The organism is Burkholderia sp. 9779_493, assembly GCF_015712215.1.
GTDB classification, from domain to species: Bacteria; Pseudomonadota; Gammaproteobacteria; order Burkholderiales; family Burkholderiaceae; genus Burkholderia; species Burkholderia cenocepacia.
In genome coordinates this window covers 52,811-72,857 of sequence record NZ_JACCQA010000033.1, presented here as the reverse complement: position 1 = coordinate 72,857, position 20,047 = coordinate 52,811, and the positions used below count along the sequence as shown (strand labels likewise).

General features: G+C 65.6%; 19 protein-coding genes. 7 read left to right on the top strand and 12 right to left on the bottom strand.

All coding sequences use genetic code 11. The annotated features are described in order from the left end of the window. Positions 1–11: 11 nt before the first annotated feature. Both H0X95_RS27650 and H0X95_RS27645 read right to left on the bottom strand, forming a co-directional pair. Positions 12–1,262 (bottom strand): DUF1479 domain-containing protein, encoded by a 1,251-nt coding sequence (locus H0X95_RS27650; protein WP_059722612.1) that lies wholly within the window; start codon positions 1,260–1,262, stop codon positions 12–14. 110 nt (positions 1,263–1,372) lie between these two features. Beyond that, entirely contained in the window at positions 1,373–1,762 is a 390-nt protein-coding gene (locus H0X95_RS27645) for a VOC family protein (protein ID WP_034202605.1), read from the bottom strand. A 71-nt stretch (positions 1,763–1,833) separates the two neighbouring features. On the opposite strand from H0X95_RS27645, the gene H0X95_RS27640 reads away from it, so the two are divergent. After that, complete coding sequence (locus tag H0X95_RS27640; protein ID WP_059722738.1) at positions 1,834–2,811, top strand: helix-turn-helix domain-containing protein; 978 nt, start codon at positions 1,834–1,836, stop codon at positions 2,809–2,811. A gap of 90 nt (positions 2,812–2,901) precedes the next feature. On the opposite strand, the gene gltA is transcribed toward H0X95_RS27640, so the two are convergent. The 7 genes from gltA to H0X95_RS27605 all read right to left on the bottom strand — a co-directional run bounded on the left by gltA (position 2,902) and on the right by H0X95_RS27605 (position 8,832). Further along, entirely contained in the window at positions 2,902–4,203 is a 1,302-nt protein-coding gene (gene gltA / locus H0X95_RS27635) for a citrate synthase (RefSeq protein WP_006487713.1), read from the bottom strand. Positions 4,204–4,269: 66 nt separating this feature from the next. Beyond that, entirely contained in the window at positions 4,270–4,539 is a 270-nt protein-coding gene (locus H0X95_RS27630; RefSeq protein WP_006495963.1) for an FAD assembly factor SdhE, read from the bottom strand. A 7-nt stretch (positions 4,540–4,546) separates the two neighbouring features. Continuing rightward, positions 4,547–5,248 (bottom strand): succinate dehydrogenase iron-sulfur subunit, encoded by a 702-nt coding sequence (locus H0X95_RS27625; RefSeq protein ID WP_006479352.1) that lies wholly within the window; start codon positions 5,246–5,248, stop codon positions 4,547–4,549. Positions 5,249–5,269: 21 nt separating this feature from the next. Next, positions 5,270–7,045, bottom strand: coding sequence for a succinate dehydrogenase flavoprotein subunit (sdhA, locus tag H0X95_RS27620; protein WP_006487772.1), 1,776 nt, complete (start codon positions 7,043–7,045; stop codon positions 5,270–5,272). A 3-nt stretch (positions 7,046–7,048) separates the two neighbouring features. After that, positions 7,049–7,417 carry a succinate dehydrogenase, hydrophobic membrane anchor protein gene (gene sdhD / locus H0X95_RS27615; RefSeq protein ID WP_006487767.1) on the bottom strand — a complete coding sequence of 123 codons (369 nt, stop codon included), beginning with the start codon at positions 7,415–7,417 and terminating at the stop codon, positions 7,049–7,051. 4 nt (positions 7,418–7,421) lie between these two features. Continuing rightward, positions 7,422–7,838, bottom strand: a complete 417-nt coding sequence (gene sdhC / locus H0X95_RS27610; protein WP_012493208.1) for a succinate dehydrogenase, cytochrome b556 subunit — start codon at positions 7,836–7,838, stop codon at positions 7,422–7,424. Positions 7,839–8,007: 169 nt separating this feature from the next. Then, complete coding sequence (locus H0X95_RS27605; protein WP_077020964.1) at positions 8,008–8,832, bottom strand: GntR family transcriptional regulator; 825 nt, start codon at positions 8,830–8,832, stop codon at positions 8,008–8,010. A gap of 288 nt (positions 8,833–9,120) precedes the next feature. On the opposite strand from H0X95_RS27605, the gene H0X95_RS27600 reads away from it, so the two are divergent. The 5 genes from H0X95_RS27600 (at position 9,121) to acnA (ending at position 16,297) form a co-directional block, all read left to right on the top strand. Then, positions 9,121–10,107, top strand: a complete 987-nt coding sequence (locus tag H0X95_RS27600) for a malate dehydrogenase (protein ID WP_006487742.1) — start codon at positions 9,121–9,123, stop codon at positions 10,105–10,107. A 190-nt stretch (positions 10,108–10,297) separates the two neighbouring features. Next, positions 10,298–11,305 carry an HpcH/HpaI aldolase/citrate lyase family protein gene (locus tag H0X95_RS27595; RefSeq protein WP_059722611.1) on the top strand — a complete coding sequence of 336 codons (1,008 nt, stop codon included), beginning with the start codon at positions 10,298–10,300 and terminating at the stop codon, positions 11,303–11,305. Between the two features lie 230 nt (positions 11,306–11,535). After that, complete coding sequence (locus H0X95_RS27590; RefSeq protein WP_006487782.1) at positions 11,536–12,048, top strand: hypothetical protein; 513 nt, start codon at positions 11,536–11,538, stop codon at positions 12,046–12,048. A gap of 27 nt (positions 12,049–12,075) precedes the next feature. Then, positions 12,076–13,527, top strand: coding sequence for a bifunctional 2-methylcitrate dehydratase/aconitate hydratase (locus H0X95_RS27585; RefSeq protein ID WP_006487726.1), 1,452 nt, complete (start codon positions 12,076–12,078; stop codon positions 13,525–13,527). 52 nt (positions 13,528–13,579) lie between these two features. Continuing rightward, positions 13,580–16,297 carry an aconitate hydratase AcnA gene (gene acnA / locus H0X95_RS27580; protein ID WP_059722609.1) on the top strand — a complete coding sequence of 906 codons (2,718 nt, stop codon included), beginning with the start codon at positions 13,580–13,582 and terminating at the stop codon, positions 16,295–16,297. A 176-nt stretch (positions 16,298–16,473) separates the two neighbouring features. Here acnA and H0X95_RS27575 read toward each other — a convergent pair whose 3' ends face one another. The 3 genes from H0X95_RS27575 to H0X95_RS27565 are packed head-to-tail and all read right to left on the bottom strand — an operon-like array spanning position 16,474 to position 17,662. Next, on the bottom strand, positions 16,474–16,914 hold the full coding sequence (locus tag H0X95_RS27575) for a DUF1801 domain-containing protein (RefSeq protein WP_059722607.1): 441 nt from the start codon (positions 16,912–16,914) through the stop codon (positions 16,474–16,476). Continuing rightward, on the bottom strand, positions 16,911–17,342 hold the full coding sequence (locus tag H0X95_RS27570) for an SRPBCC family protein (RefSeq protein WP_059722606.1): 432 nt from the start codon (positions 17,340–17,342) through the stop codon (positions 16,911–16,913). The genes H0X95_RS27575 and H0X95_RS27570 overlap by 4 nt, the downstream gene beginning before the upstream one ends. Continuing rightward, complete coding sequence (locus tag H0X95_RS27565) at positions 17,339–17,662, bottom strand: ArsR/SmtB family transcription factor (protein ID WP_006493460.1); 324 nt, start codon at positions 17,660–17,662, stop codon at positions 17,339–17,341. The genes H0X95_RS27570 and H0X95_RS27565 overlap by 4 nt, the downstream gene beginning before the upstream one ends. A gap of 648 nt (positions 17,663–18,310) precedes the next feature. On the opposite strand from H0X95_RS27565, the gene H0X95_RS27560 reads away from it, so the two are divergent. Beyond that, on the top strand, positions 18,311–20,044 hold the full coding sequence (locus tag H0X95_RS27560) for a S53 family peptidase (protein WP_059722604.1): 1,734 nt from the start codon (positions 18,311–18,313) through the stop codon (positions 20,042–20,044). The last annotated feature ends 3 nt before the right edge of the window (positions 20,045–20,047 follow it).

Genomic DNA, 20,047 nt, shown 5'->3' with positions numbered 1-20,047 from the left:
CCGCACATGCTTTATGCACCGGGCGCGAACCCCATCTGTGAACGGCCGAGCGCCGTGAGTTCGCCCTCCTCCGCGCGGCCGTCGAAATCGACTTCGAAATGATCGGCCGGGAAATCGGGCGGGCTGTCGCCGCGCAGGAACGCGGAACGCTGGCGTTGCAGGTACGCGTCGTTCTTCGCGCAGCCGGGCGCGGCCGCAATGTACATCACGTTGCTGTCGCCGCTGCCGCGATGCGCATCCTCGACCGCATGCACGACGTCGCCGTGCCAGAACACCGCGTCGCCCGGCGCCATGTGCGGGATCGGCACCAGCGCGTCGAGCAGCAGCGCGTGCCATTCCGGGCGAATCGACAGCGCGCGGCCGGGACGCGCGCCGCACAGGTCGTCGTCGGCGACGTCGTCCTGCAGCGCGCGCAGCACGACATAGGCCATCGCGTTCGCGACCGGAATCAGCTGCAGCGTGCCGTCGCCGGGCCCTTGCGGCGTCAGCGCGGTCCAGCCCTGGAACGTGCGGAACATCGAACACACGGCCGGCGACGGAATCTCCTCGACGTCGGGTCGGAACGCCGCATCGAACGGATCGTAATCGCGCCAGCGGCCGGCCAGCACGTGACGATAGACCTGCCGAAAATTCGCGCCGAGCCAGCGCTCGACGGAACCGCCGTCGACATGCGGCGACAGCCCGAGCGACGTCGAACCGGGCGGCCGGCGGCGAATCCGGTCCGCATACGCGGGCACCTGGTCGGGATCGAAATGCGTGCGCGCGCCGTCCGCATGCCGCCACAAGCGGTTCAAAAACACGCGCGCCTGCGTGAGCGCAGGCGACTGGCGCGCAGCCACCTGCGGCTTCGACCAGTAGACGCCGTAAATCTGCGGCTTGCCCGACGCGAGATTGCCGAAGTAACGGTCCTCCGCGCGTGCATGCAGCCGCTCGGCGAAACGGTTCGCATCCAGATACGCGCCGATCTCGTCGTTCCAGTCGCTTGCCTGCCGCGCATCGAACACGCCGCGGATCACGACCGCGCCATGCGTGCGGATCGCGGCAAGTGCGTGCGGATCGACGCTCCCGGCCGCGATATCCGCGAACGGCACGACCGGAATCACGTCATGGCCATGCGCGTGCGCGCGGCGGATCGCGTCGACCTGCCGTGCAATGTCGCCTTCGAGTTCGCGGAACGTGGCCGCGTAACCGGGCAAGTCGGCGCGCAGCGCCCGTTTCGCCGCGCGAATCGCGGCGGGCAGATCGTCAATCGTCAGTTGCATCGTCGTCTCCTCGCTGAAGCGTGTCGTGATGTGCCGTCAGCGTACGGCCGGCGCATGGCCGCGATCACCACTATCCGGCCAATGATCGATACAATCCTGACAATCGCATGTCACTCGGGACGATGGCAGACCACGCAGAGCTTGTTGCCGTCCGGGTCGCGGAAATAGGCGCCGTAATAGTCGCGGTGATAGTACGGCCTCAGGCCCGGCGGCCCTTCGCAGGTGCCGCCCTGCCGCAGCGCGAGCGCGTGGCAGCGATCGACGTGCGCGCGGGTCGGTACATCGAACGCGATCGTATGGCCGTTGCCCGGCGCCGGCGCGTGGCCGTCGAGCGGCTTGCCGAAGAAGAACAGCGGCCGCTCGGCGTCGGCCGGCATCCAGCCCGACCAGCCGTCGGGCTCGCGGAATTTCAGGCGCAGCCCGAGTGCCGCGAACAGCGGCGCGTAGAAATCGTAGGCGCGCGCCGTATCGCTGACGCCCACGCAAACATGTGAAAACATGGCATCGCTCCGGGGTGACGATCGCTCACGATCATGCCACGACGCGCTGCCCGCCCCCACCGGAGGCCGTGATGAAACCGCAATACGAGCACGTGACGTTCGCATCCGGCTGTTCGATCCGCGTCTATCATCGCCAGCTCGCGCGCATCCCGTTCGAATGGCATCGCCATCCCGAGTACGAACTGACGCTGACGCTCAACAGCCGCGGCCAGCGCTTCATCGGCGATCACGTCGCACACTACGCGGACGACGATCTCGTGCTCGTGCCGCCCAACCTGCCGCATACGTGGTCGTCGAACGCGCGCATCGATCGCGACGCGCCCGAGGTGGCGCTCGTCGTCTGGTTCGACGGAGACTGGGCACGGCGGCTGGCCGACTGCTGCCCCGAATACGCGCCGCTGCGTTCGCTGCTGCGACGCGCGGCGCCCGGCCTGCGCTTCGACGGGGAGACGGCCCGCGCGATGCGCGCGCGGCTGCCGCTGTTGCTCGATCCGTCGCCGCGCGTGCGGCTCGCAGCCACGCTGGACACGCTTGCCGATCTCGCGGAAACCGGCGGCGAACCGCTCGCCACCGCGCACGCGTACGACCGGCCCGACGGCGCCGCGTCGCCCGCCGACCCGGCCGCCCCCGAAGCCGAGCGCCTCGACCGCGTGCTCGACGCGATCGACCGGCATTTCCACGAACCGCTGCGCATCGATGCACTCGCCGCTGCCGCGCACATGTCCGAACGCACGCTGCAACGGCTGTTCGTCCGGCATCTCGGCGAAAGCGTCGGCCGCTACGTGCAGCGGCTGCGGCTCGCGCATGCATGCCGCCACCTCGTCGGCACCGACTGGCCGATCGCGACGGTGGCCGCGCGCTGCGGCATTCCGAATGCCGCGAACTTCAATCGCCAGTTCCTCGCCGCGCGCGGCACGACGCCCGGCGCGTACCGGCAGTTCTTCAAGCAGCACGGCCACGCGCCCGACGGCGATGCGCCCGCGCTCGACACACGGCCGCCGTCGCTGGAGCGCCGCACCGGATCGGGCCTACATCGACCGCCCAAATGAAAACACCCCGACGGGCTGACCCGTCGGGGTGTCGTGGCGTGGCGATTGCCCGACGCGAGCGGCCTGCCGGCCGTTCGCGCCACACACGGCTTAACGTGCGTTGAGCGGCTTCGCTTCGCGCGGCGTATCGCCGATGAACAGCTGACGCGGACGGCCGATCTTCTGTTCCGGATCCGCAATCATTTCGTTCCACTGTGCGATCCAGCCGACCGTACGTGCCATCGCGAAGATACACGTGAACATCGACGTCGGGATGCCCAGCGCGCGCTGGACGATGCCCGAGTAGAAGTCGACGTTCGGGTACAGCTTGCGCGACACGAAGTATTCGTCTTCCAGCGCGATCTTCTCGAGCTGCATCGCGAGCTTGAACAGCGGGTCGTCGTGCAGGCCCAGTTCGTTCAGCACTTCGTAGCACGTTTCGCGCATCAGCTTCGCACGCGGGTCGTAGTTCTTGTACACGCGGTGGCCGAAGCCCATCAGCTTCACGCCCGAATTCTTGTCCTTCACCTGCTTGATGAATTCGGGGATGTTGTCCGGCGAACCGATCTGCTCGAGCATGTTCAGCGCGGCTTCGTTCGCACCACCGTGCGCCGGGCCCCACAGACACGCGATACCGGCTGCGATACACGCGAACGGGTTCGCGCCCGACGAGCCGGCCAGGCGGACCGTCGACGTCGATGCGTTCTGCTCGTGATCGGCGTGCAGGATCAGGATACGGTCGAGCGCGCGGACGAGCACGTCGTTGACCTTGTACTCTTCGCACGGGTTCGAGAACATCATGTGCATGAAGTTCGCGCTGTACGACAGCGAGTTCTTCGGATACACGAACGGCTGGCCGATGCTGTACTTGTACGCCATCGCGACGAGCGTCGGCAGCTTCGCGATCATGCGGATCGCCGACACTTCGCGGTGACGCGGGTCGTTGATGTCGAGCGAGTCGTGGTAGAACGCGGACAGTGCGCCGACCGCGGCGACCAGGATCGCCATCGGGTGCGCGTCGCGACGGAAGCCACGGAAGAAGAAGTGCATCTGCTCGTGCACCATCGTGTGCTTCGTGACGGTGTCGACGAATTCCTTCTTCTGCGCGGCGTTCGGCAGTTCGCCCTTCAGCAGCAGGTAGCAGCTTTCGAGGAAGTCCGCGTTTTGCGCGAGGTTGTCGATCGGGTAGCCGCGATACAGCAGTTCGCCCTTGTCGCCGTCGATGTACGTGATCGCCGAATTACACGAAGCCGTCGACATGAAGCCCGGGTCGTACGTGAACTTGCCGGTCTGGCCGTACAGCTTGCGGATGTCGATCACGTCCGGGCCCATCGTGCCCTTGTAGATCGGCAGTTCGACGCTCGGCGAGTTGTCGCTGAACGATAGCGTGGCTTTAACATCAGACGGAGTCATGGCACATCCTCAATCGAAATAAAGAAACGGGATTCGATAACGGGCACAGCGCGTTACACCTTGGCGTTACACGTTGCGCAGCATCTCCAACAGCCGGTGAATGTCCGGGCTGTCTAGGTCGCCCTCTGGTTCCTTGCGCGCGAGGAGCAAGTCCATCAGGTCGTTGTCGCTCAGATCGAGCAGGCGCGACAACGCGCCTACGTCTGCATCGGTGAGGTCATGCTCGTATCTGCTGAAGAACCGTTCGAAAACGATGTCGTTTTCCAGCAGACCCCGCCGCGCACGCCAGCGAAGGCGCGCGCGACGGTGCGGGTCGGATTGATGCGAATCGCTCATCTCGACCTTAAACAGCGCGGCGGACCATCAGTTCCTTGATCTTGCCGATCGCCTTCGTCGGGTTCAGGCCCTTCGGGCAAACGTCGACGCAGTTCATGATCGTGTGGCAACGGAACAGACGGTACGGGTCTTCCAGGTTGTCGAGACGCTCGCCGGTCGCCGTGTCGCGGCTATCCGCGATGAAGCGGTAAGCCTGCAGCAGGCCGGCCGGGCCGACGAACTTGTCCGGGTTCCACCAGAAGCTCGGGCACGACGTCGAGCAGCTCGCACACAGAATGCACTCGTACACGCCGTCGAGTTCGTCGCGCTCTTCCGGCGACTGGAGGCGTTCCTTCTCCGGCGGCGGCGCGTCGTTGATCAGGTACGGCTTGATCGAGTGGTACTGGTTGAAGAAGTGCGTCATGTCGACGATCAGGTCGCGCACGACGGGCAGGCCCGGCAGCGGACGCAGCACGATCTTCTGCGGCAGGTCGTTCAGGTTCGTCAGGCACGCGAGACCGTTCTTGCCGTTGATGTTCATCGCGTCCGAACCGCACACGCCTTCACGGCACGAACGACGGAACGACAGCGTCTCGTCCAGGGCCTTCAGCTTGACCAGTGCGTCGAGCAGCATGCGCTCATGCTGGATCTCGAGCTCGTACGTCTGCATGCGCGGCGCTGCGTCCTTGTCCGGATCGTAGCGGTAGACTTCAAAAATGCGTTTTGCCATTTCGGATTCCTTTGACTCGGCTTAGAACGTGCGCGGCTTCGGCGGCACGGATTCGACCGTCAGCGGCTTCATTTGAACCGGCTTGTAGTCGAGGCGATCGCCTTCGCTGTACCACAGCGTGTGGCGCAGCCAGTTCTCGTCGTCACGGTGTTCGTAGTCGCTGTGCGCGTGCGCGCCGCGGCTTTCCTTGCGCGCTTCCGCCGACACCATCGTCGCGCGGGCCACTTCGATCAGGTTCTCCAGCTCGAGCGCTTCGACGCGCGCGGTGTTGAACACCTTCGACTTGTCCTTCAGGTGGATGTTTTCCACGCGCGCCTTCAGGCCGGCCATCTGGTCGACGCCTTCCTTCAGCAGTTCCGACGTGCGGAACACGCCTGCGTGCTTCTGCATCGTCGAGCGGATGTCGTTCGCGACGTCCTGCGTGTATTCGCCCGACGTCGACTTGTCGAGCTTCGCGAGGCGCGCCAGCGAGAATTCACCTGCATCGGCCGGCAGCGGCTTGTGTTCCTTCTGGTTCTTCACGTGCTCGACGATGTGGTTGCCGGCCGCACGGCCGAACACCACGAGGTCCAGCAGCGAATTCGTGCCGAGGCGGTTCGCGCCGTGCACGGACACGCACGAGCACTCGCCCACTGCGTAGAAACCGTTGACCGGATCCTTGTGGCCGCGCGACGTGCCGACGACCTGACCGTGGATGTTGGTCGGGATGCCGCCCATCTGGTAGTGGATCGTCGGGACGACCGGGATCGGTTCCTTGATCGCGTCGACGTTCGCGAACTTCAGCGCGATTTCGCGGATCGACGGCAGACGCTTCATGATCGTCTCGGCGCCGATGTGCGACAGGTCGAGCAGCACGTGATCCTTGTTCGGACCGACGCCGCGACCTTCCTTGATTTCTTGGTCCATCGAACGCGACACGAAGTCACGCGGCGCCAGATCCTTCAGCGTCGGCGCGTAGCGCTCCATGAAACGCTCGCCGTTCGCGTTGCGCAGGATCCCGCCTTCGCCGCGCACGCCTTCGGTGATCAGCACGCCCGCGCCGGCCACGCCGGTCGGGTGGAACTGCCAGAACTCCATGTCCTGCAGCGCGATGCCCGAACGCGCGGCCATGCCGAGGCCGTCGCCGGTGTTGATGAACGCGTTGGTCGATGCCGCGAAGATCCGGCCTGCGCCGCCCGTCGCGAACAGCGTCGTCTTGCCTTCCATGATGTAGACGTCGCCCGTCTCCATCTCGAGGGCCGTCACGCCGAGCACGTCGCCGTCCGCGTCGCGGATCAGGTCGAGCGCCATCCATTCGACGAAGAACTGCGTCTTCGCTTCGACGTTCTGCTGGTACAGCGTGTGCAGCAGCGCGTGGCCGGTACGGTCGGCGGCCGCGCAAGCGCGCTGGACCGGCTTCTCGCCGTAGTTCGCGGTGTGGCCGCCGAACGGACGCTGGTAGATCGTGCCGTCCGCGTTGCGGTCGAACGGCATGCCGAAGTGCTCGAGCTCGTACACGACGTTCGGCGCTTCGCGGCACATGAATTCGATCGCGTCCTGGTCGCCGAGCCAGTCGGAGCCCTTGATCGTGTCGTAGAAGTGGAAGTGCCAGTTGTCTTCGCTCATGTTGCCGAGCGACGCGCCGATACCGCCTTGCGCGGCCACCGTGTGCGAACGCGTCGGGAACACCTTCGACAGCACGCCGACCGACAGGCCCGCGCGCGACAGTTGCAGCGCCGCGCGCAAGCCGGAGCCGCCCGCGCCGACGATCACGACGTCAAACTTGCGGCGCGGGAGGGAAGTTTTGATTGCAGCCATTCTTTACACTCTCCAGAGAATCTGCGCGGCGTAGCCCGCACATGCGAGCAGCCAGACGATGGTCAGCGATTGCAGCAGCAGGCGCACACCGACGGGCTTCACGTAGTCCATCCAGATGTCGCGCACGCCGACCCATGCGTGGTAGAAGAGGGAAAGCAGCATCACGAAGGTCGCGAGCTTCATCCATTGCGCGGCGAAGATCGATGCCCAGCCTTCGTACGAAAAATCGTGCGCGCCGAAGAACAGGACGAGCAGAATGACCGTGTAGACCGCCATGATCGTGGCGGTGACGCGCTGCGCGAGCCAGTCGCGCAGGCCGTAGTGTGCGCCGACGACGAGGCGCTTCGAGCCGATTCGGTTGTTGGCTGCCATTTTCTTAGAATGCTCCGAACAGTTTGAGTGCCATGGCGATCGTCAGCGCGATCGAGACGACAAAGACGACGACGGCCGTCCGCTTGCCGCCTTCCTTCGTGACGGCGTCGTGATTGACGTCCATCAGCAGGTGGCGAATGCCGGCGCAGAAATGGTGGAAGAAGGCCCACGACAACGCGAGGACGATCAGCTTGACGACGATGTTGGAGAGGAAGGCCTTGAAGACTTCGAAGCTGAGCTCGGACGTCAGGCTCTGGTCGAAGAGGAACAGCAGGAACGGCAGGAACAAGAACAGCAGCGCGCCGCTGACTCGATGGAGAATCGACAATATCGCCGCCAGCGGCATGCGATATTTCATCGTGATATCGCCGAATCCGATGTTCCGGTATTCCGGCCTCGGCTTTCTTACTGCGTCAGTCATGCTAGACCCCTACTATGTTGTCACACTAATCCGCAATTTTAGCGCCTTTTTATATCGCGCTGCAGCGAAAGTCTGCTCTGGATAGTTGCGCGAACAAGAACAAAGGCGGCCCGAAACGTGCTTCGCGAGCGTGGGGTACGCGAATGCACGCGGCCTGAGCCAAACGTCGTCAACTCAAGTCATTCTGATAGTAGTACCCGGTTGTGACATACCAGCCGCGTCGCACTTCCACCGGCCGGTCCCCGTACGTATAGGACACGCGCTCCACCGACAGCAGCGGGAAACCCGCCGGCACGTGCAGCAGGTCGGCCACCGCCGGATCCGCCGCGACCGCGCGGATCTTCTCCGTCGCGCGGATCATCCGCGTACCGAACTCCGTCTCGAACATCGCGTAGAGCGGCCCCTTGTATTCGCTCAGCCGCTCGAACGTGAGCCCACGGAACATCGCACCCGGCAGCCAGATCTCGTCGAGCACCGTCGCTTCGTTCTCGAACTCCAGCAGGCGGCGCACCTGCACGACGGGATCGGCCGGCTTCAGGTCGAGCTGCCGCGCGATCTCGGCCGGCGCGCGCAGGCGCCGGCATTCGAGCAGGCGGCTCACGTGCGGGTGCTCGGCACCGTCGTCGGCCAGCAGCCGCAGGAAGCGGAACTGCGCGCGATCTTCGTTGTGCGTTGCAACAAAAGTGCCCTTGCCCTGCCGCCGGACCACGAGGTTTTCGGCGGCCAGCTCGTCGATCGCCTTGCGAACGGTGCCCTGGCTGACCTTGTAACGGGCCGCGAGCTCCACTTCGCTGGGGATGATCTCGCCCGGCTTCCACTCGCCGGATTCGAGACTTTGCGTGATCAATGACTTAATCTGCTGGTATAACGGGCTGAACGTCGGCGACGCGGAGGCCGCGGGCGAGGCTGCGGGATCGCCCGCGCCCGGCTGCCCTGGGCCGCCTGCGCCGGTCTGATTCGCGGTGTTCGCCTGGTTCGATGTCATGGCGCGCATTTCATCACAAACCGCACTTTTTCGTCCACTCAATTTCCGCAAAACATCTGTCTTATATAAGACATATGATACCGTTTGACTTTGCGCGTGACGGCTCCTACACTCCCGGTCGAGCAAGGGTTCGCGGGTGCAACAGCGCGTCCCCGGCTACGTGCCACGGCCGTCTCCAGGTTCACCGCGTCTGCCATCGCGAGTCCTCCGCCCTGCTTCAATGCAACGCTACGCACAACGCGCATAGAATGGCGTTTTCGCTCGCGTCCAACGCTTCACCCGTCCTGGAGATTTTCAATGGCTAAGCCCGCAAAGCGCGTTGCCGTCACCGGCGCCGCAGGTCAAATCGCTTACTCCCTGCTGTTCCGCATCGCGAACGGCGACCTGCTCGGCAAGGATCAGCCGGTCATCCTGCAACTGCTCGACCTCCCGCAAGCCCAAGCCGCCGTCAAAGGCGTCGTGATGGAACTCGACGATTGCGCGTTCCCGCTGCTCGCGGGCGTCGTGATCACCGACGATCCGAAGGTTGCATTCAAGGATGCAGACGTCGCGCTGCTGGTCGGTGCACGTCCGCGCTCGAAGGGCATGGAGCGCAAGGACCTGCTGTCGGCGAACGCCGAAATCTTCACGGTTCAGGGCGCTGCGCTGAACGAAGTCGCGAGCCGCGACGTGAAGGTGCTGGTCGTCGGCAACCCGGCGAACACGAACGCGTACATCGCGATGAAGTCGGCGCCGGATCTGCCGAAGAAGAACTTCACGGCCATGCTGCGCCTCGACCACAACCGCGCGCTGTCGCAACTCGCCGCCAAGTCGGGCAAGCCGGTCGCGTCGATCGAGAAGCTCGCCGTGTGGGGCAACCACTCGCCGACGATGTACCCGGACTTCCGCTTCGCGACCGCCGAAGGCGAATCGCTGCTGAAGCTGATCAACGACGACGTGTGGAACCGCGACACGTTCATCCCGACCGTCGGCAAGCGCGGCGCGGCGATCATCGAAGCGCGCGGCCTGTCGTCGGCAGCGTCGGCAGCCAACGCGGCGATCGACCACGTCCGTGACTGGGTGCTCGGCACGAACGGCAAGTGGGTCACGATGGGCATCCCGTCGGACGGCTCGTACGGCATCCCCGAAGACATCATCTACGGCGTGCCGGTCACCTGCGAAAACGGCGAATACAAGCGCGTCGAAGGCCTGGAAATCGACGCGTTCTCGCGCGAGAAGATGGACGGCACGCTGGCCGAGCTGCTTGAAGAGCGCGATGGCGTCGCCCACCTGCTGAAGAACTAAGCATCATGCGCCTTTGCCGGGCGGCCCTCGGGCCACCCGGTTCCGGTCCGGTCCGGGCCGGCCAGCCGCCGGCCCTGCCGAACGATCCGATCCGCGCACGTTTTGCCGCCCGACGCCCGCCGCGCACCGGCCCAGAACCTGCCCGAATCCGATTTTCTCCACGTTGACCCGCTTCCCTGACGTAGAAGAGATGGCCGTGCTCACTCCTGCACAAGTGCTGTACGACGGGGCGTCCCCGCCCGCGATCCTGCCCTGCTGCGATCATTACGCGGGCAGCGAGAAGCTGATGCGCAAGTCGCTCGCGCTGCAGGCCGAGCTGGGTCCCGTGTTCGACCTGACACTCGACTGCGAGGACGGCGCGGCCGTCGGCCAGGAGGCCGCGCACGCGGCGCTCGTCGCCGACCTGCTCGGCAGCGCCGAGAACCGCTTCGGCCGCGTCGGCGTCCGCATCCACGACTTTTCCCATCCGCACTGGCGCGACGATGTGCGCATCGTGCTGCGCGCATCGCGCGTACCCGCCTACATCACATTGCCGAAGGTCGCGAACGCCGCCGACGCGGCCGAAATGACCGCGTTCATCGAAGGCACCCGCCGCGAGCTCGGCATCGCGCAGCCGATCCCGGTCGACGTGCTGATCGAGACGCACGGCGCGCTCGCGCAGGCGGCCGCCCTCGCCGCGCTGCCGACGGTCGGCACGCTGAGCTTCGGGCTGATGGATTTCGTGTCCGCGCACCACGGCGCGATTCCCGATTCCGCGATGCGCTCGCCCGGCCAGTTCGATCATCCGCTCGTGCGCCGCGCGAAGCTGGAAATCGCCGCCGCCTGTCACGCGCACGGCAAGACGCCGTCGCACAACGTGACGACCGAGGTGCGCGACATGAGCGTCGTGGCCGGCGATGCGCGCCGCGCGCGCGACGAATTCGCGTTCACGCGGATGTGGAGCATCCACCCCGCACAGATCCGCCCGATCGTCGACGCGTTCGCGCCGCGCACCGACGAAGTCACGCTGGCCGCCGAGATCCTGCTGGCCGCGCAGGCCGCCGACTGGGGCCCGACGCGCCACGGTGATACGCTGCACGATCGCGCGAGTTATCGTTATTACTGGTCGGTGCTGCGCCGCGCGCAGGCCACCGGCCAACCCGTACCGTCCGAGGCCGCACCGCTGTTCGGCCCTGCCGCAGCGGGCGTCGCGCCGTGAGCGCGCGCCGCCTGTCGATACACGCGTTTCATGCATTCGTCGATGCGCGAACCGGACAGAGGTTTGCGAAACGACAAAAAACGTAACGGAGCCCGAAAACCTGATATATGCGCGGCCAAATAGGTGAAAATAGCGGCCGCTGCGCGCTTTCGGGGCGCGTGCAGTTTCAAACCGGCCGGCAGTTTCGATTGCCGGCCCTTGTCAACTGATTATCGAAAGGTTCTGACTCCATGAAGAAACTCCTGATCGCTACCGCCATCGGCGCCTTGTCCGCCACGATGCTGGTGTCGGCTCCGAGCGCGTTTGCCCAGGGTACGGCCACCACCGCGAAGAAGGCCACGGCCAAGCGCCCGGCGCCGGCCAAGCGCATCATCCCGCGCAGCAAGAAGGCGCAGGCACGCGCGGCGGCCAAGGTCGATCCGGTACCGGACGGCGCGGTCAAGTGGTCCTGTAAGGAAGGTCTGTCGTTCGACCTCGCCGGCGACATGAAGCGCGACCAGGTCGTCACGGTTCACTGGGCGAAGAAGAACTACAAGCTGCCGCGTCAGACCACGACGACGGGCGCCGACACGTTCTACGATCCGGCAGCGGGCTTCAAGCTGGTCGTGATCCCGACCAAGGCGATGCTGTTCTCCGACGCGAACGGCGGCGAGCGCCTCGCGGACGAATGCGTGACGCCGGAAATGGCGCAAGGCACGGCAGCACCGACGCAGTCGAACGAGCTGAAGCCGGCCACGAACTAAGCGCGTTTTTCCGCTCCCGGCCCCTCGATGTCCGCCCCGGTCTCCAACGTCCGCCCTGCTCCGGATACGGTACTCGTCGATATCGTCGACTACGTGCTGAACACCGGTATCGACAGCGCGCTCGCGCTGGAGACGGCGCGTCATTGCCTGATCGACACGCTCGGATGCGGACTCGAGGCGCTGTCCTACCCTGCCTGCACCAAGCTGCTCGGCCCCGTCGTGCCCGGCACGATCGTGCCGAACGGTGCGAAGGTGCCCGGCACGTCCTTCCAGCTCGATCCCGTCCAGGCCGCGTTCGGCATCGGCGCGATGATCCGCTGGCTGGACTTCAATGACACCTGGCTCGCCGCCGAATGGGGTCATCCGTCCGACAACCTCGGCGGGATCCTGGCGACGGCCGACTGGCTCTCCCGCACGGCCCGCGCGGCCGGCCGGAAGCCGCTCCCGATGCGCGACGTGCTGGTCGCGATGATTCAGGCCCACGAGATCCAGGGCTGCCTCGCCCTCGAGAATTCGTTCAACGCGGTCGGGCTCGACCACGTGCTGCTCGTGAAGGTCGCGTCGACGGCCGTCGTCGGGCGGCTCCTCGGGCTCACGCGCGACGAGTTGATCAACGCGGTCTCCAACGCATTCGTCGACGGCCACGCGTTGCGTACCTACCGCCATGCGCCGAACACCGGTTCGCGCAAATCCTGGGCGGCCGGCGACGCGACGTCCCGCGCGGTGCGCCTCGCGCTGATCGCGAAAACGGGTGAAATGGGCTATCCGTCGGCGCTCACCGCCAAGACCTGGGGCTTCTACGACGTGCTGTTCGACGGCAAGCCGTTCCGCTTCCAGCGCCCGTACGGCACGTACGTGATGGAAAACGTGCTGTTCAAGATCGCGTTCCCCGCCGAATTCCATGCGCAGACGGCCGCCGAGGCCGCGCTGCAGCTGCACGCGCAGCTCGCCGCGGCGGGCCGCACGACCGACGACATCAGCCGGATCACGATCCGCACGCACGCGGCCGCGATCCGCATCATCGACAAGCAGGGCCCGCTCGCCAATCCGGCCGACCGCGACCACTGCATCCAGTACATGGTCGCCGTGCCGCTGCTGTTCGGCCGGCTGACCGCGGCCGACTATGAAGACTCGGCCGCGGCGGACCCGCGCATCGACGCGCTGCGTGCGAAAACCGTGTGCGTCGAGGATCCGCAGTTCACGAAGGATTACCACGATCCGGACAAGCGATCGATCGCGAATGCGCTGACGATCGCGTTCACGGACGGATCGAAGCTTGCCGAAGTGGCGGTCGAGTACCCGCTCGGCCATCGGCGGCGCCGTGCCGAAGGCGTTCCGCTGCTGGTCGAGAAGTTCAGGACCAACCTCGCCCGCCGCTTCCCGGCCAAGCAGCAACAAGCGATTCTCGACGTGTCGCTGGACCAGGCAAAGCTCGAAGCGATGCCGGTCGATGAGTACGTCGACTTGTATGTGATATAGCCGTCAGATACAGGACTCTTTGTTTCCTAGCCTTAAACCCAGGAAAATCACCATGGCCCACAATCTCCACAAGACCCTCAAGGAATTCGACAGCGGTTCCGGCAAAGGCAAGTTCTACTCGCTGCCGCAACTCGGCAAGGAGCTGAAGACGAAGATCGAACGCCTGCCGGTGTCGATCCGCATCGTGCTCGAGTCCGTGCTGCGCAACTACGACGGCAAGAAAATCACCGAAGAGCACATCGAGCAGCTCGCGAACTGGAAGCCGACCGCGAAGCGCGTCGACGAGATTCCGTTCGTCGTGTCGCGCGTCGTGCTGCAGGATTTCACGGGCGTGCCGCTGCTCGCCGACATCGCGGCCATGCGCGGCGTCGCCGAACGCACGGGCAAGAACCCGAAGAAGATCGAGCCGCTGGTCCCGGTCGATCTCGTCGTCGACCACTCGGTCCAGATCGACTACTTCCGCCAGAAGGACGCGCTCGACCTGAACATGAAGCTGGAATTCCAGCGCAACAACGAGCGCTACCAGTTCATGAAGTGGGGCATGCAGGCGTTCGACACGTTCAAGGTCGTGCCGCCGGGCGTGGGCATCGTCCACCAGGTGAACCTCGAATACCTCGCGCGCGGCGTGCACAAGAAGGCCGACGGCACCGACACCGTGTACTACCCGGACACCCTCGTCGGCACGGACAGCCACACGACGATGATCAACGGCATCGGCGTGGTCGGCTGGGGCGTGGGCGGCATCGAGGCGGAAGCCGGCATGCTCGGCCAGCCGGTGTACTTCCTGACGCCGGACGTCGTCGGTGTCGAGCTGAAGGGCAAGCTGCGCGAAGGCGTGACGGCCACCGACCTGGTGCTGACGATCACCGAAATGCTGCGCAAGGAGAAGGTCGTCGGCAAGTTCGTCGAATTCTTCGGCGAAGGCACGCGCTCGCTGTCGCTGCCGGACCGCGCGACGATCGGCAACATGGCGCCGGAATACGGCGCGACGATGGGCTTCTTCCCGGTCGACGAAAAGACGATCGACTATTTCGAAGGCACCGGCCGCACGAAGGCCGAGATCGCCGCGTTCGAAAACTACTTCAAGGCGCAGAAGCTGTTCGGCATTCCGAAGGCCGGCGACATCGACTACACGAAGACGGTGACGCTCGACCTCGCGACGGTCGCCCCGTCGCTGGCCGGCCCGAAGCGCCCGCAGGACCGCATCGAGATCGGCCACGTCAAGTCGACGTTCACCGACCTGTTCTCGAAGCCGGTCGCGGAGAACGGCTTCGCGAAGAAGGCGGAAGACCTGAACACCCAGTACACGACGAGCAACGGCGTCGACGTGAAGAACGGCGACGTGCTGATCGCCGCGATCACGTCGTGCACGAACACGTCGAACCCGAGCGTGCTGCTGGCCGCCGGCCTGCTCGCGAAGAAGGCGGTCGAGGCCGGCCTCACGGTCGACCCGAAGATCAAGACCTCGCTCGCGCCGGGATCGCGCATCGTCACCGAATACCTGACGAAGACGGGCCTGCTGCCCTATCTGTCGAAGCTCGGCTTCGAAGTCGCGGCCTACGGCTGCACGACCTGTATCGGCAACGCGGGCGACCTGACGCCGGAACTGAACGAAGCGATCACGAAGAACGACATCGTCGCGGCGGCCGTGCTGTCGGGCAACCGTAACTTCGAAGCGCGTATCCACCCGAACATCCGCGCGAACTTCCTCGCGTCGCCGCCGCTCGTCGTCGCGTACGCGATCGCCGGCAACATCACGCGCGACCTGATGACCGAGCCGGTCGGCAAGGGCAAGGGCGGCCGCGACATCTACCTCGGCGACATCTGGCCGACGAGCGACGAAATCCACGCGCTGCTCAAGTTCGCGCTCGACCCGAAGAAGTTCGAGGACAACTACTCGAAGCTGACCAAGAAGGGCGACCTCTGGAGCAAGATCGAGGGTGAGACGGGCGAGGTCTACGACTGGCCGAAGTCGACGTATATCGCCGAGCCGCCGTTCTTCGGCAACGACTTCTCGATGGAGCCGGCTGCATCGATCCCGACGGTCAAGGGCGCGCGCGCCCTGGGCATCTTCGGCGACTCGGTCACGACCGACCACATCAGCCCGGCAGGCTCGATCAAGGAAGACTCGCCGGCCGGCAAGTGGCTGAAGGAAAACGGCGTGCAGAAGGCCGACTTCAACAGCTACGGCTCGCGCCGCGGCAACCACGACGTGATGATGCGCGGCACGTTCGCGAACGTCCGGATCAAGAACCTGATGATCCCGGCGAAGGCGGACGGTACGCGCGTCGAAGGCGGCCTGACGATCCACCAGCCGAGCGGCGAACAGCAGTCGATCTACGACGCGGCCATGCAATACGTGGCCGCCGGCACGCCGACCGTCGTGTTCGCGGGCGAAGAGTACGGTACGGGCTCGTCGCGCGACTGGGCCGCGAAGGGCACGCAACTGCTCGGCGTGAAGGCCGTGATCGCACGCAGCTTCGAGCGGATCCACCGCTCGAACCTGGTCGGCATGGGCGTGCTGCCGCTGCAGTTCAAGGGCTCGGACAGCGTCCAGTCGCTCGGCATCACCGGTGAAGAGACGTACGACATCGAAGGCCTCGGCGACGACTTCAAGCCGCAGCAGGACGTCACGCTCGTGATCCATCGCAAGAACGGCGAAACGCAGCGCGTGCCGGTGCTGCTGCGCATCGATACGCCGATCGAAGTCGATTACTACAAGCACGGCGGGATTCTGCCGTTCGTGCTGCGCTCGCTGCTCGCAGCGTAAGCGCCCTGCTTTTGCAGGTGCCGCAGCCGCCTCGCGGCGGTTGCGGCCGATTTGGATGCCCGACCTCGTGTCGGGCTTTTTTTCGTGCACCGGTCGGTGGGCCCGCGGCGTAGCGTCGACCGCACGGCGGCGCCCCGCTTTCGCCGAACGTCACGGGCCGGTATCCGGCTCGCGCGTCACGCCGCCTTGCTGCTTCGCACCTTCGCGCCCGCGGAGGAACCCGATCGCGCGTTCTTCTTCAGACGCGTGCGGTTGTATTCGATCGCCGCGCGCACGAGGTGCTTCAACGCCCGCTTGTCGAGCTTGTCGCCTTCGAAGAAATCGATCGCGCGCCGCGCATTGCCTTCGAGGCCGTCATTGAACAACTGGTCGGGATCGGGCAATTTCGCACCGTGCATGAACGTCAGCTTCACCTTGCCCTTGTGCGCGTTCGCGACCGCGATCATCCCGTCGCACGACCACACGGGGCTGCCCATCCACTTCCATTCCTCGACGATGCTGTCGTCCGCCGCGAGAATCGTCTGGCGGAGCTCGGCGAACGTCTTGCCGCGCCAGTCGACGATGCCGGCGATCAGCGCATCGATGCGCTCGGACGGCGTGAGGTCCGTTGAGCTCATACGCGGGCCTCCGTTTGCGTGTCGGGGCGCGACAGTACCTGTTCGAGTGATTCGAAGAACCGTACCCAGCCATACTGCGCGCCGCGGTACGCCTGCTCCTGATCGGCGCGGAAGCCGACCTGCTCCATGCGCAGGTGCGTGCCGGCCGGCGTCGGCGTGAGCGTCCACGTCACGACGCTTTCGAGGCCGTGGGCTGCCCACGTATAGGACAGCGTGCGGTGCGGCTCGATCGCGAGGACCGTACAGTCGACCGAGCCCCAGTCCGCGCGAAAGCTGAACGCACGGCCCGCGACGGGCTCGAAGTCGCTCTTCATCAGCCACGCCTCGATCAGGTGCGGTTGCGTGAGCGCGCGCCAGATCTTCTCCGGCGGATGCGGCAGTTCCCGGTCGACGACGACGGAGCGCGTTTCGGTAGAGGCTTGGTTCATTGATCCATCCTTTTGAGCAGATCTTCAAGGGCATCGAACCGGCGCTGCCAGAAGCCCGCCATCTGGCTCGTCCAGTCGATCAACGGGGCCAGCGCCTGCGGCTGCGCGCTGTAGTGCGTCTGCCGGCCTTCGTGACGGTCGTTCACGAGCCCGGCCTGCTTCAGTACGCCAAGGTGCTTCGACACGGCCGGCTGCGACACGCCCGCATGGGCGGTCAGCGCGGCAACCGTCAGCTCGCCCTCCGCGCAGAGCCGCTCGAACAGCGCGCGGCGCGTGGGATCGGCGAGTGTCCGGAACAGCGTGTCGTGGGTGTTCTGCATGTCTGGCACAATTCATAACTCGATGGTTATGGATTGAAGGATATCTGCTGATCGCCGTACGTCAAGGCGGGATTTCGCGAACGACATCGTTCGATCCCGTGCCACGGGTGCGTGCGTCGCACTGGCTCGAGTCGACACCCGATTAGAGCATTTCCTCTAATCCGCGATTGCGACGCGCGATCCGAAAGCAGCCTGCAAGACTGGCCGCTGGGCTGTTCCACAGTTCGGGAAACGTTTGGCTTCGGCCTGCCCCGTTCTTGTGCCTGCACGAAGCCGTTCCTGACGAGTCGCTTCCAATGACCACATAGTGCGATACGGCGTGCGGCCATTGACACGCACACGCCACGCAACCGCGCGGCGCGCCCTTCCAGGCCCGCGCACATTCCGATGCTGCAACGAACGACGCGTGCGTGTAAGCGACGCGCGTGGGCCGCGCCGTCGTGCCGCGAACCGGTTCCGCCCACGGCGCCCGCCATTGCCAGCGTGAACGACGCCGCGCGCGCACTCATGCGCCCCGTTGTCAGAACTGACAGCTATGGAAACTGGCAGCTACCCGAACGGCACCGAGGCCCTACGCTCGTCACCGCTCGCGGCCCCACAAGGGCCGGGGGTTCCAGTAACGTCGCCTCTCCTAAAAAAGGACTCCCGATGAAAAGGAACGCCTGGTTTGCCCTTCCCCTTCCGTCGCCCCGCCGCCTGGCGTGCGTGGCACCGCTCGTGTTCGCCGCCGCTGCGGCGCATGCGACGACGGATTGGGTCGATACCCATACGAAGGCCTTTCTGACCGGCCCGCAGTTGATGGCGCGCAGTGCGGCGCCGTCGCTCGAACTGGCAGCCGGTGAAACGACCAACGTCGTCGTCAGCCTGAAGCTGCGCAACGCCGCGCAGCTCAAGCAACTGGCGCGCGACGTGAACCGGCCCGGCAGCGCGCATTACCGCCAGTACCTGACGCACGAGCAATTCCTCGCGAATTACGCGCCGACCGACACGCAGGTGAAGTCGGTCGTCGACTATCTGCACAAGAGCGGCTTCACGAATGTCGAGGTCGCGCCGAACCGGCTGCTGGTCTCCGCCAGCGGCACGGCCGGCACGGTGAAGGCTGCGTTCAACACGTCGCTCGTGCACTTCGAGTACGCGGGCCGCTCGGGCTTCGCCAACACGTCGACCGCGCAGGTGCCGCGCGCACTCGGCGACGTCGTCGGCTCGGTGCTCGGGCTGCAAAGTGTTGCGCGTGCGCGGCCGATGCTGCGCATCGGCAACGTCGCGAAGCCGCAGGCACTCGCCGCCGGCACGGCCACCGGCCACTATCCGAAGGAATTCCCGGGCCTCTACAACGCGACCGGCGTGCCGACCGCGGCCGGCGTGACGGTCGGCATCATCACGATCGGCGGCGTGTCGCAGACGCTGCAGGACCTGAAGCAGTTCACGTCGAGCAACGGCTACGGCACGGTCTCCACGCAGACCGTCAAGACCAACGGCACGGGCGGCAGCTATACCGACGACCAGGACGGCCAGGGCGAATGGGATCTCGACAGCCAGTCGATCGTCGGCTCGGCCGGCGGCCAGGTCGGCAAGCTGGTGTTCTACATGGCGGACCTCAACGCCGCCGGCAACACGGGCCTCACGCAGGCATTCAACCGCGCGGTGTCGGACAACACCGCGAAGGTGATCAACGTGTCGCTCGGCTGGTGCGAAACCGATGCGAACGCCGACGGCACGCTCGACGCCGAGGAACAGATCTTCACGACGGCCGCCGCGCAGGGGCAGACCTTCTCGGTATCGTCGGGCGACGAAGGCGTGTACGAGTGCAACAACCGCGGCTATCCGGACGGCGCGAACTACACGGTGTCGTGGCCGGCTTCGTCGCCGCACGTGCTCGCGATCGGCGGCACGACGCTCTACACGACGTCGGCCGGTGCGTTCGCGAACGAGACGGTGTGGAACGAAGGGCTCGATTCGAACGGCAAGCTGTGGGCGACGGGTGGCGGCGTCAGCACGATCCTGCCCGCGCCGTCGTGGCAGTCGGGCAGCAATCGCCAGTTGCCGGACGTCTCGTTCGACGCCGCGCAGAGCACGGGCGCGTACATCTACAACTACGGCCAGTTGCAGCAGATCGGCGGCACGAGCCTCGCCGCCCCGATCTTCACGGGCTTCTGGGCCCGCCTGCTCGCGGCGAACGGGACCGGCCTCGGCTTCCCGGCCAGCAACTTCTATGCGGACATTCCGTCACATCCGTCGCTCGTGCGCTATGACGTCACGTCGGGCAACAACGGCTATCAGGGGTATGGCTACAAGGCCGGCACCGGCTGGGATCTGACCACCGGCTTCGGCAGCCTGAACATCGCGAACCTCAACCAGCTGATCAAGTCGGGCGGGTTCTGAGCG

What these genes read in the sequence shown, in the direction of transcription:
- H0X95_RS27575 (WP_059722607.1), bottom strand. Translation starts at nt 16,914, where the DNA reads ATGAGCTCAACGGACCTCACGCCGTCCGAGCGCATCGATGCGCTGATC.
- H0X95_RS27585 (WP_006487726.1), top strand. Translation starts at nt 12,076, where the DNA reads ATGTCCGCCCCGGTCTCCAACGTCCGCCCTGCTCCGGATACGGTACTC.
- gltA (WP_006487713.1), bottom strand. Translation starts at nt 4,203, where the DNA reads ATGACTCCGTCTGATGTTAAAGCCACGCTATCGTTCAGCGACAACTCG.
- H0X95_RS27595 (WP_059722611.1), top strand. Translation starts at nt 10,298, where the DNA reads ATGGCCGTGCTCACTCCTGCACAAGTGCTGTACGACGGGGCGTCCCCG.
- sdhD (WP_006487767.1), bottom strand. Translation starts at nt 7,417, where the DNA reads ATGGCAGCCAACAACCGAATCGGCTCGAAGCGCCTCGTCGTCGGCGCA.
- H0X95_RS27625 (WP_006479352.1), bottom strand. Translation starts at nt 5,248, where the DNA reads ATGGCAAAACGCATTTTTGAAGTCTACCGCTACGATCCGGACAAGGAC.
- H0X95_RS27605 (WP_077020964.1), bottom strand. Translation starts at nt 8,832, where the DNA reads ATGCGCGCCATGACATCGAACCAGGCGAACACCGCGAATCAGACCGGC.
- H0X95_RS27650 (WP_059722612.1), bottom strand. Translation starts at nt 1,262, where the DNA reads ATGCAACTGACGATTGACGATCTGCCCGCCGCGATTCGCGCGGCGAAA.
- sdhC (WP_012493208.1), bottom strand. Translation starts at nt 7,838, where the DNA reads ATGACTGACGCAGTAAGAAAGCCGAGGCCGGAATACCGGAACATCGGA.
- H0X95_RS27640 (WP_059722738.1), top strand. Translation starts at nt 1,834, where the DNA reads ATGAAACCGCAATACGAGCACGTGACGTTCGCATCCGGCTGTTCGATC.
- H0X95_RS27590 (WP_006487782.1), top strand. Translation starts at nt 11,536, where the DNA reads ATGAAGAAACTCCTGATCGCTACCGCCATCGGCGCCTTGTCCGCCACG.
- H0X95_RS27600 (WP_006487742.1), top strand. Translation starts at nt 9,121, where the DNA reads ATGGCTAAGCCCGCAAAGCGCGTTGCCGTCACCGGCGCCGCAGGTCAA.
- H0X95_RS27565 (WP_006493460.1), bottom strand. Translation starts at nt 17,662, where the DNA reads ATGCAGAACACCCACGACACGCTGTTCCGGACACTCGCCGATCCCACG.
- H0X95_RS27645 (WP_034202605.1), bottom strand. Translation starts at nt 1,762, where the DNA reads ATGTTTTCACATGTTTGCGTGGGCGTCAGCGATACGGCGCGCGCCTAC.
- sdhA (WP_006487772.1), bottom strand. Translation starts at nt 7,045, where the DNA reads ATGGCTGCAATCAAAACTTCCCTCCCGCGCCGCAAGTTTGACGTCGTG.
- H0X95_RS27560 (WP_059722604.1), top strand. Translation starts at nt 18,311, where the DNA reads ATGAAAAGGAACGCCTGGTTTGCCCTTCCCCTTCCGTCGCCCCGCCGC.
- H0X95_RS27570 (WP_059722606.1), bottom strand. Translation starts at nt 17,342, where the DNA reads ATGAACCAAGCCTCTACCGAAACGCGCTCCGTCGTCGTCGACCGGGAA.
- acnA (WP_059722609.1), top strand. Translation starts at nt 13,580, where the DNA reads ATGGCCCACAATCTCCACAAGACCCTCAAGGAATTCGACAGCGGTTCC.
- H0X95_RS27630 (WP_006495963.1), bottom strand. Translation starts at nt 4,539, where the DNA reads ATGAGCGATTCGCATCAATCCGACCCGCACCGTCGCGCGCGCCTTCGC.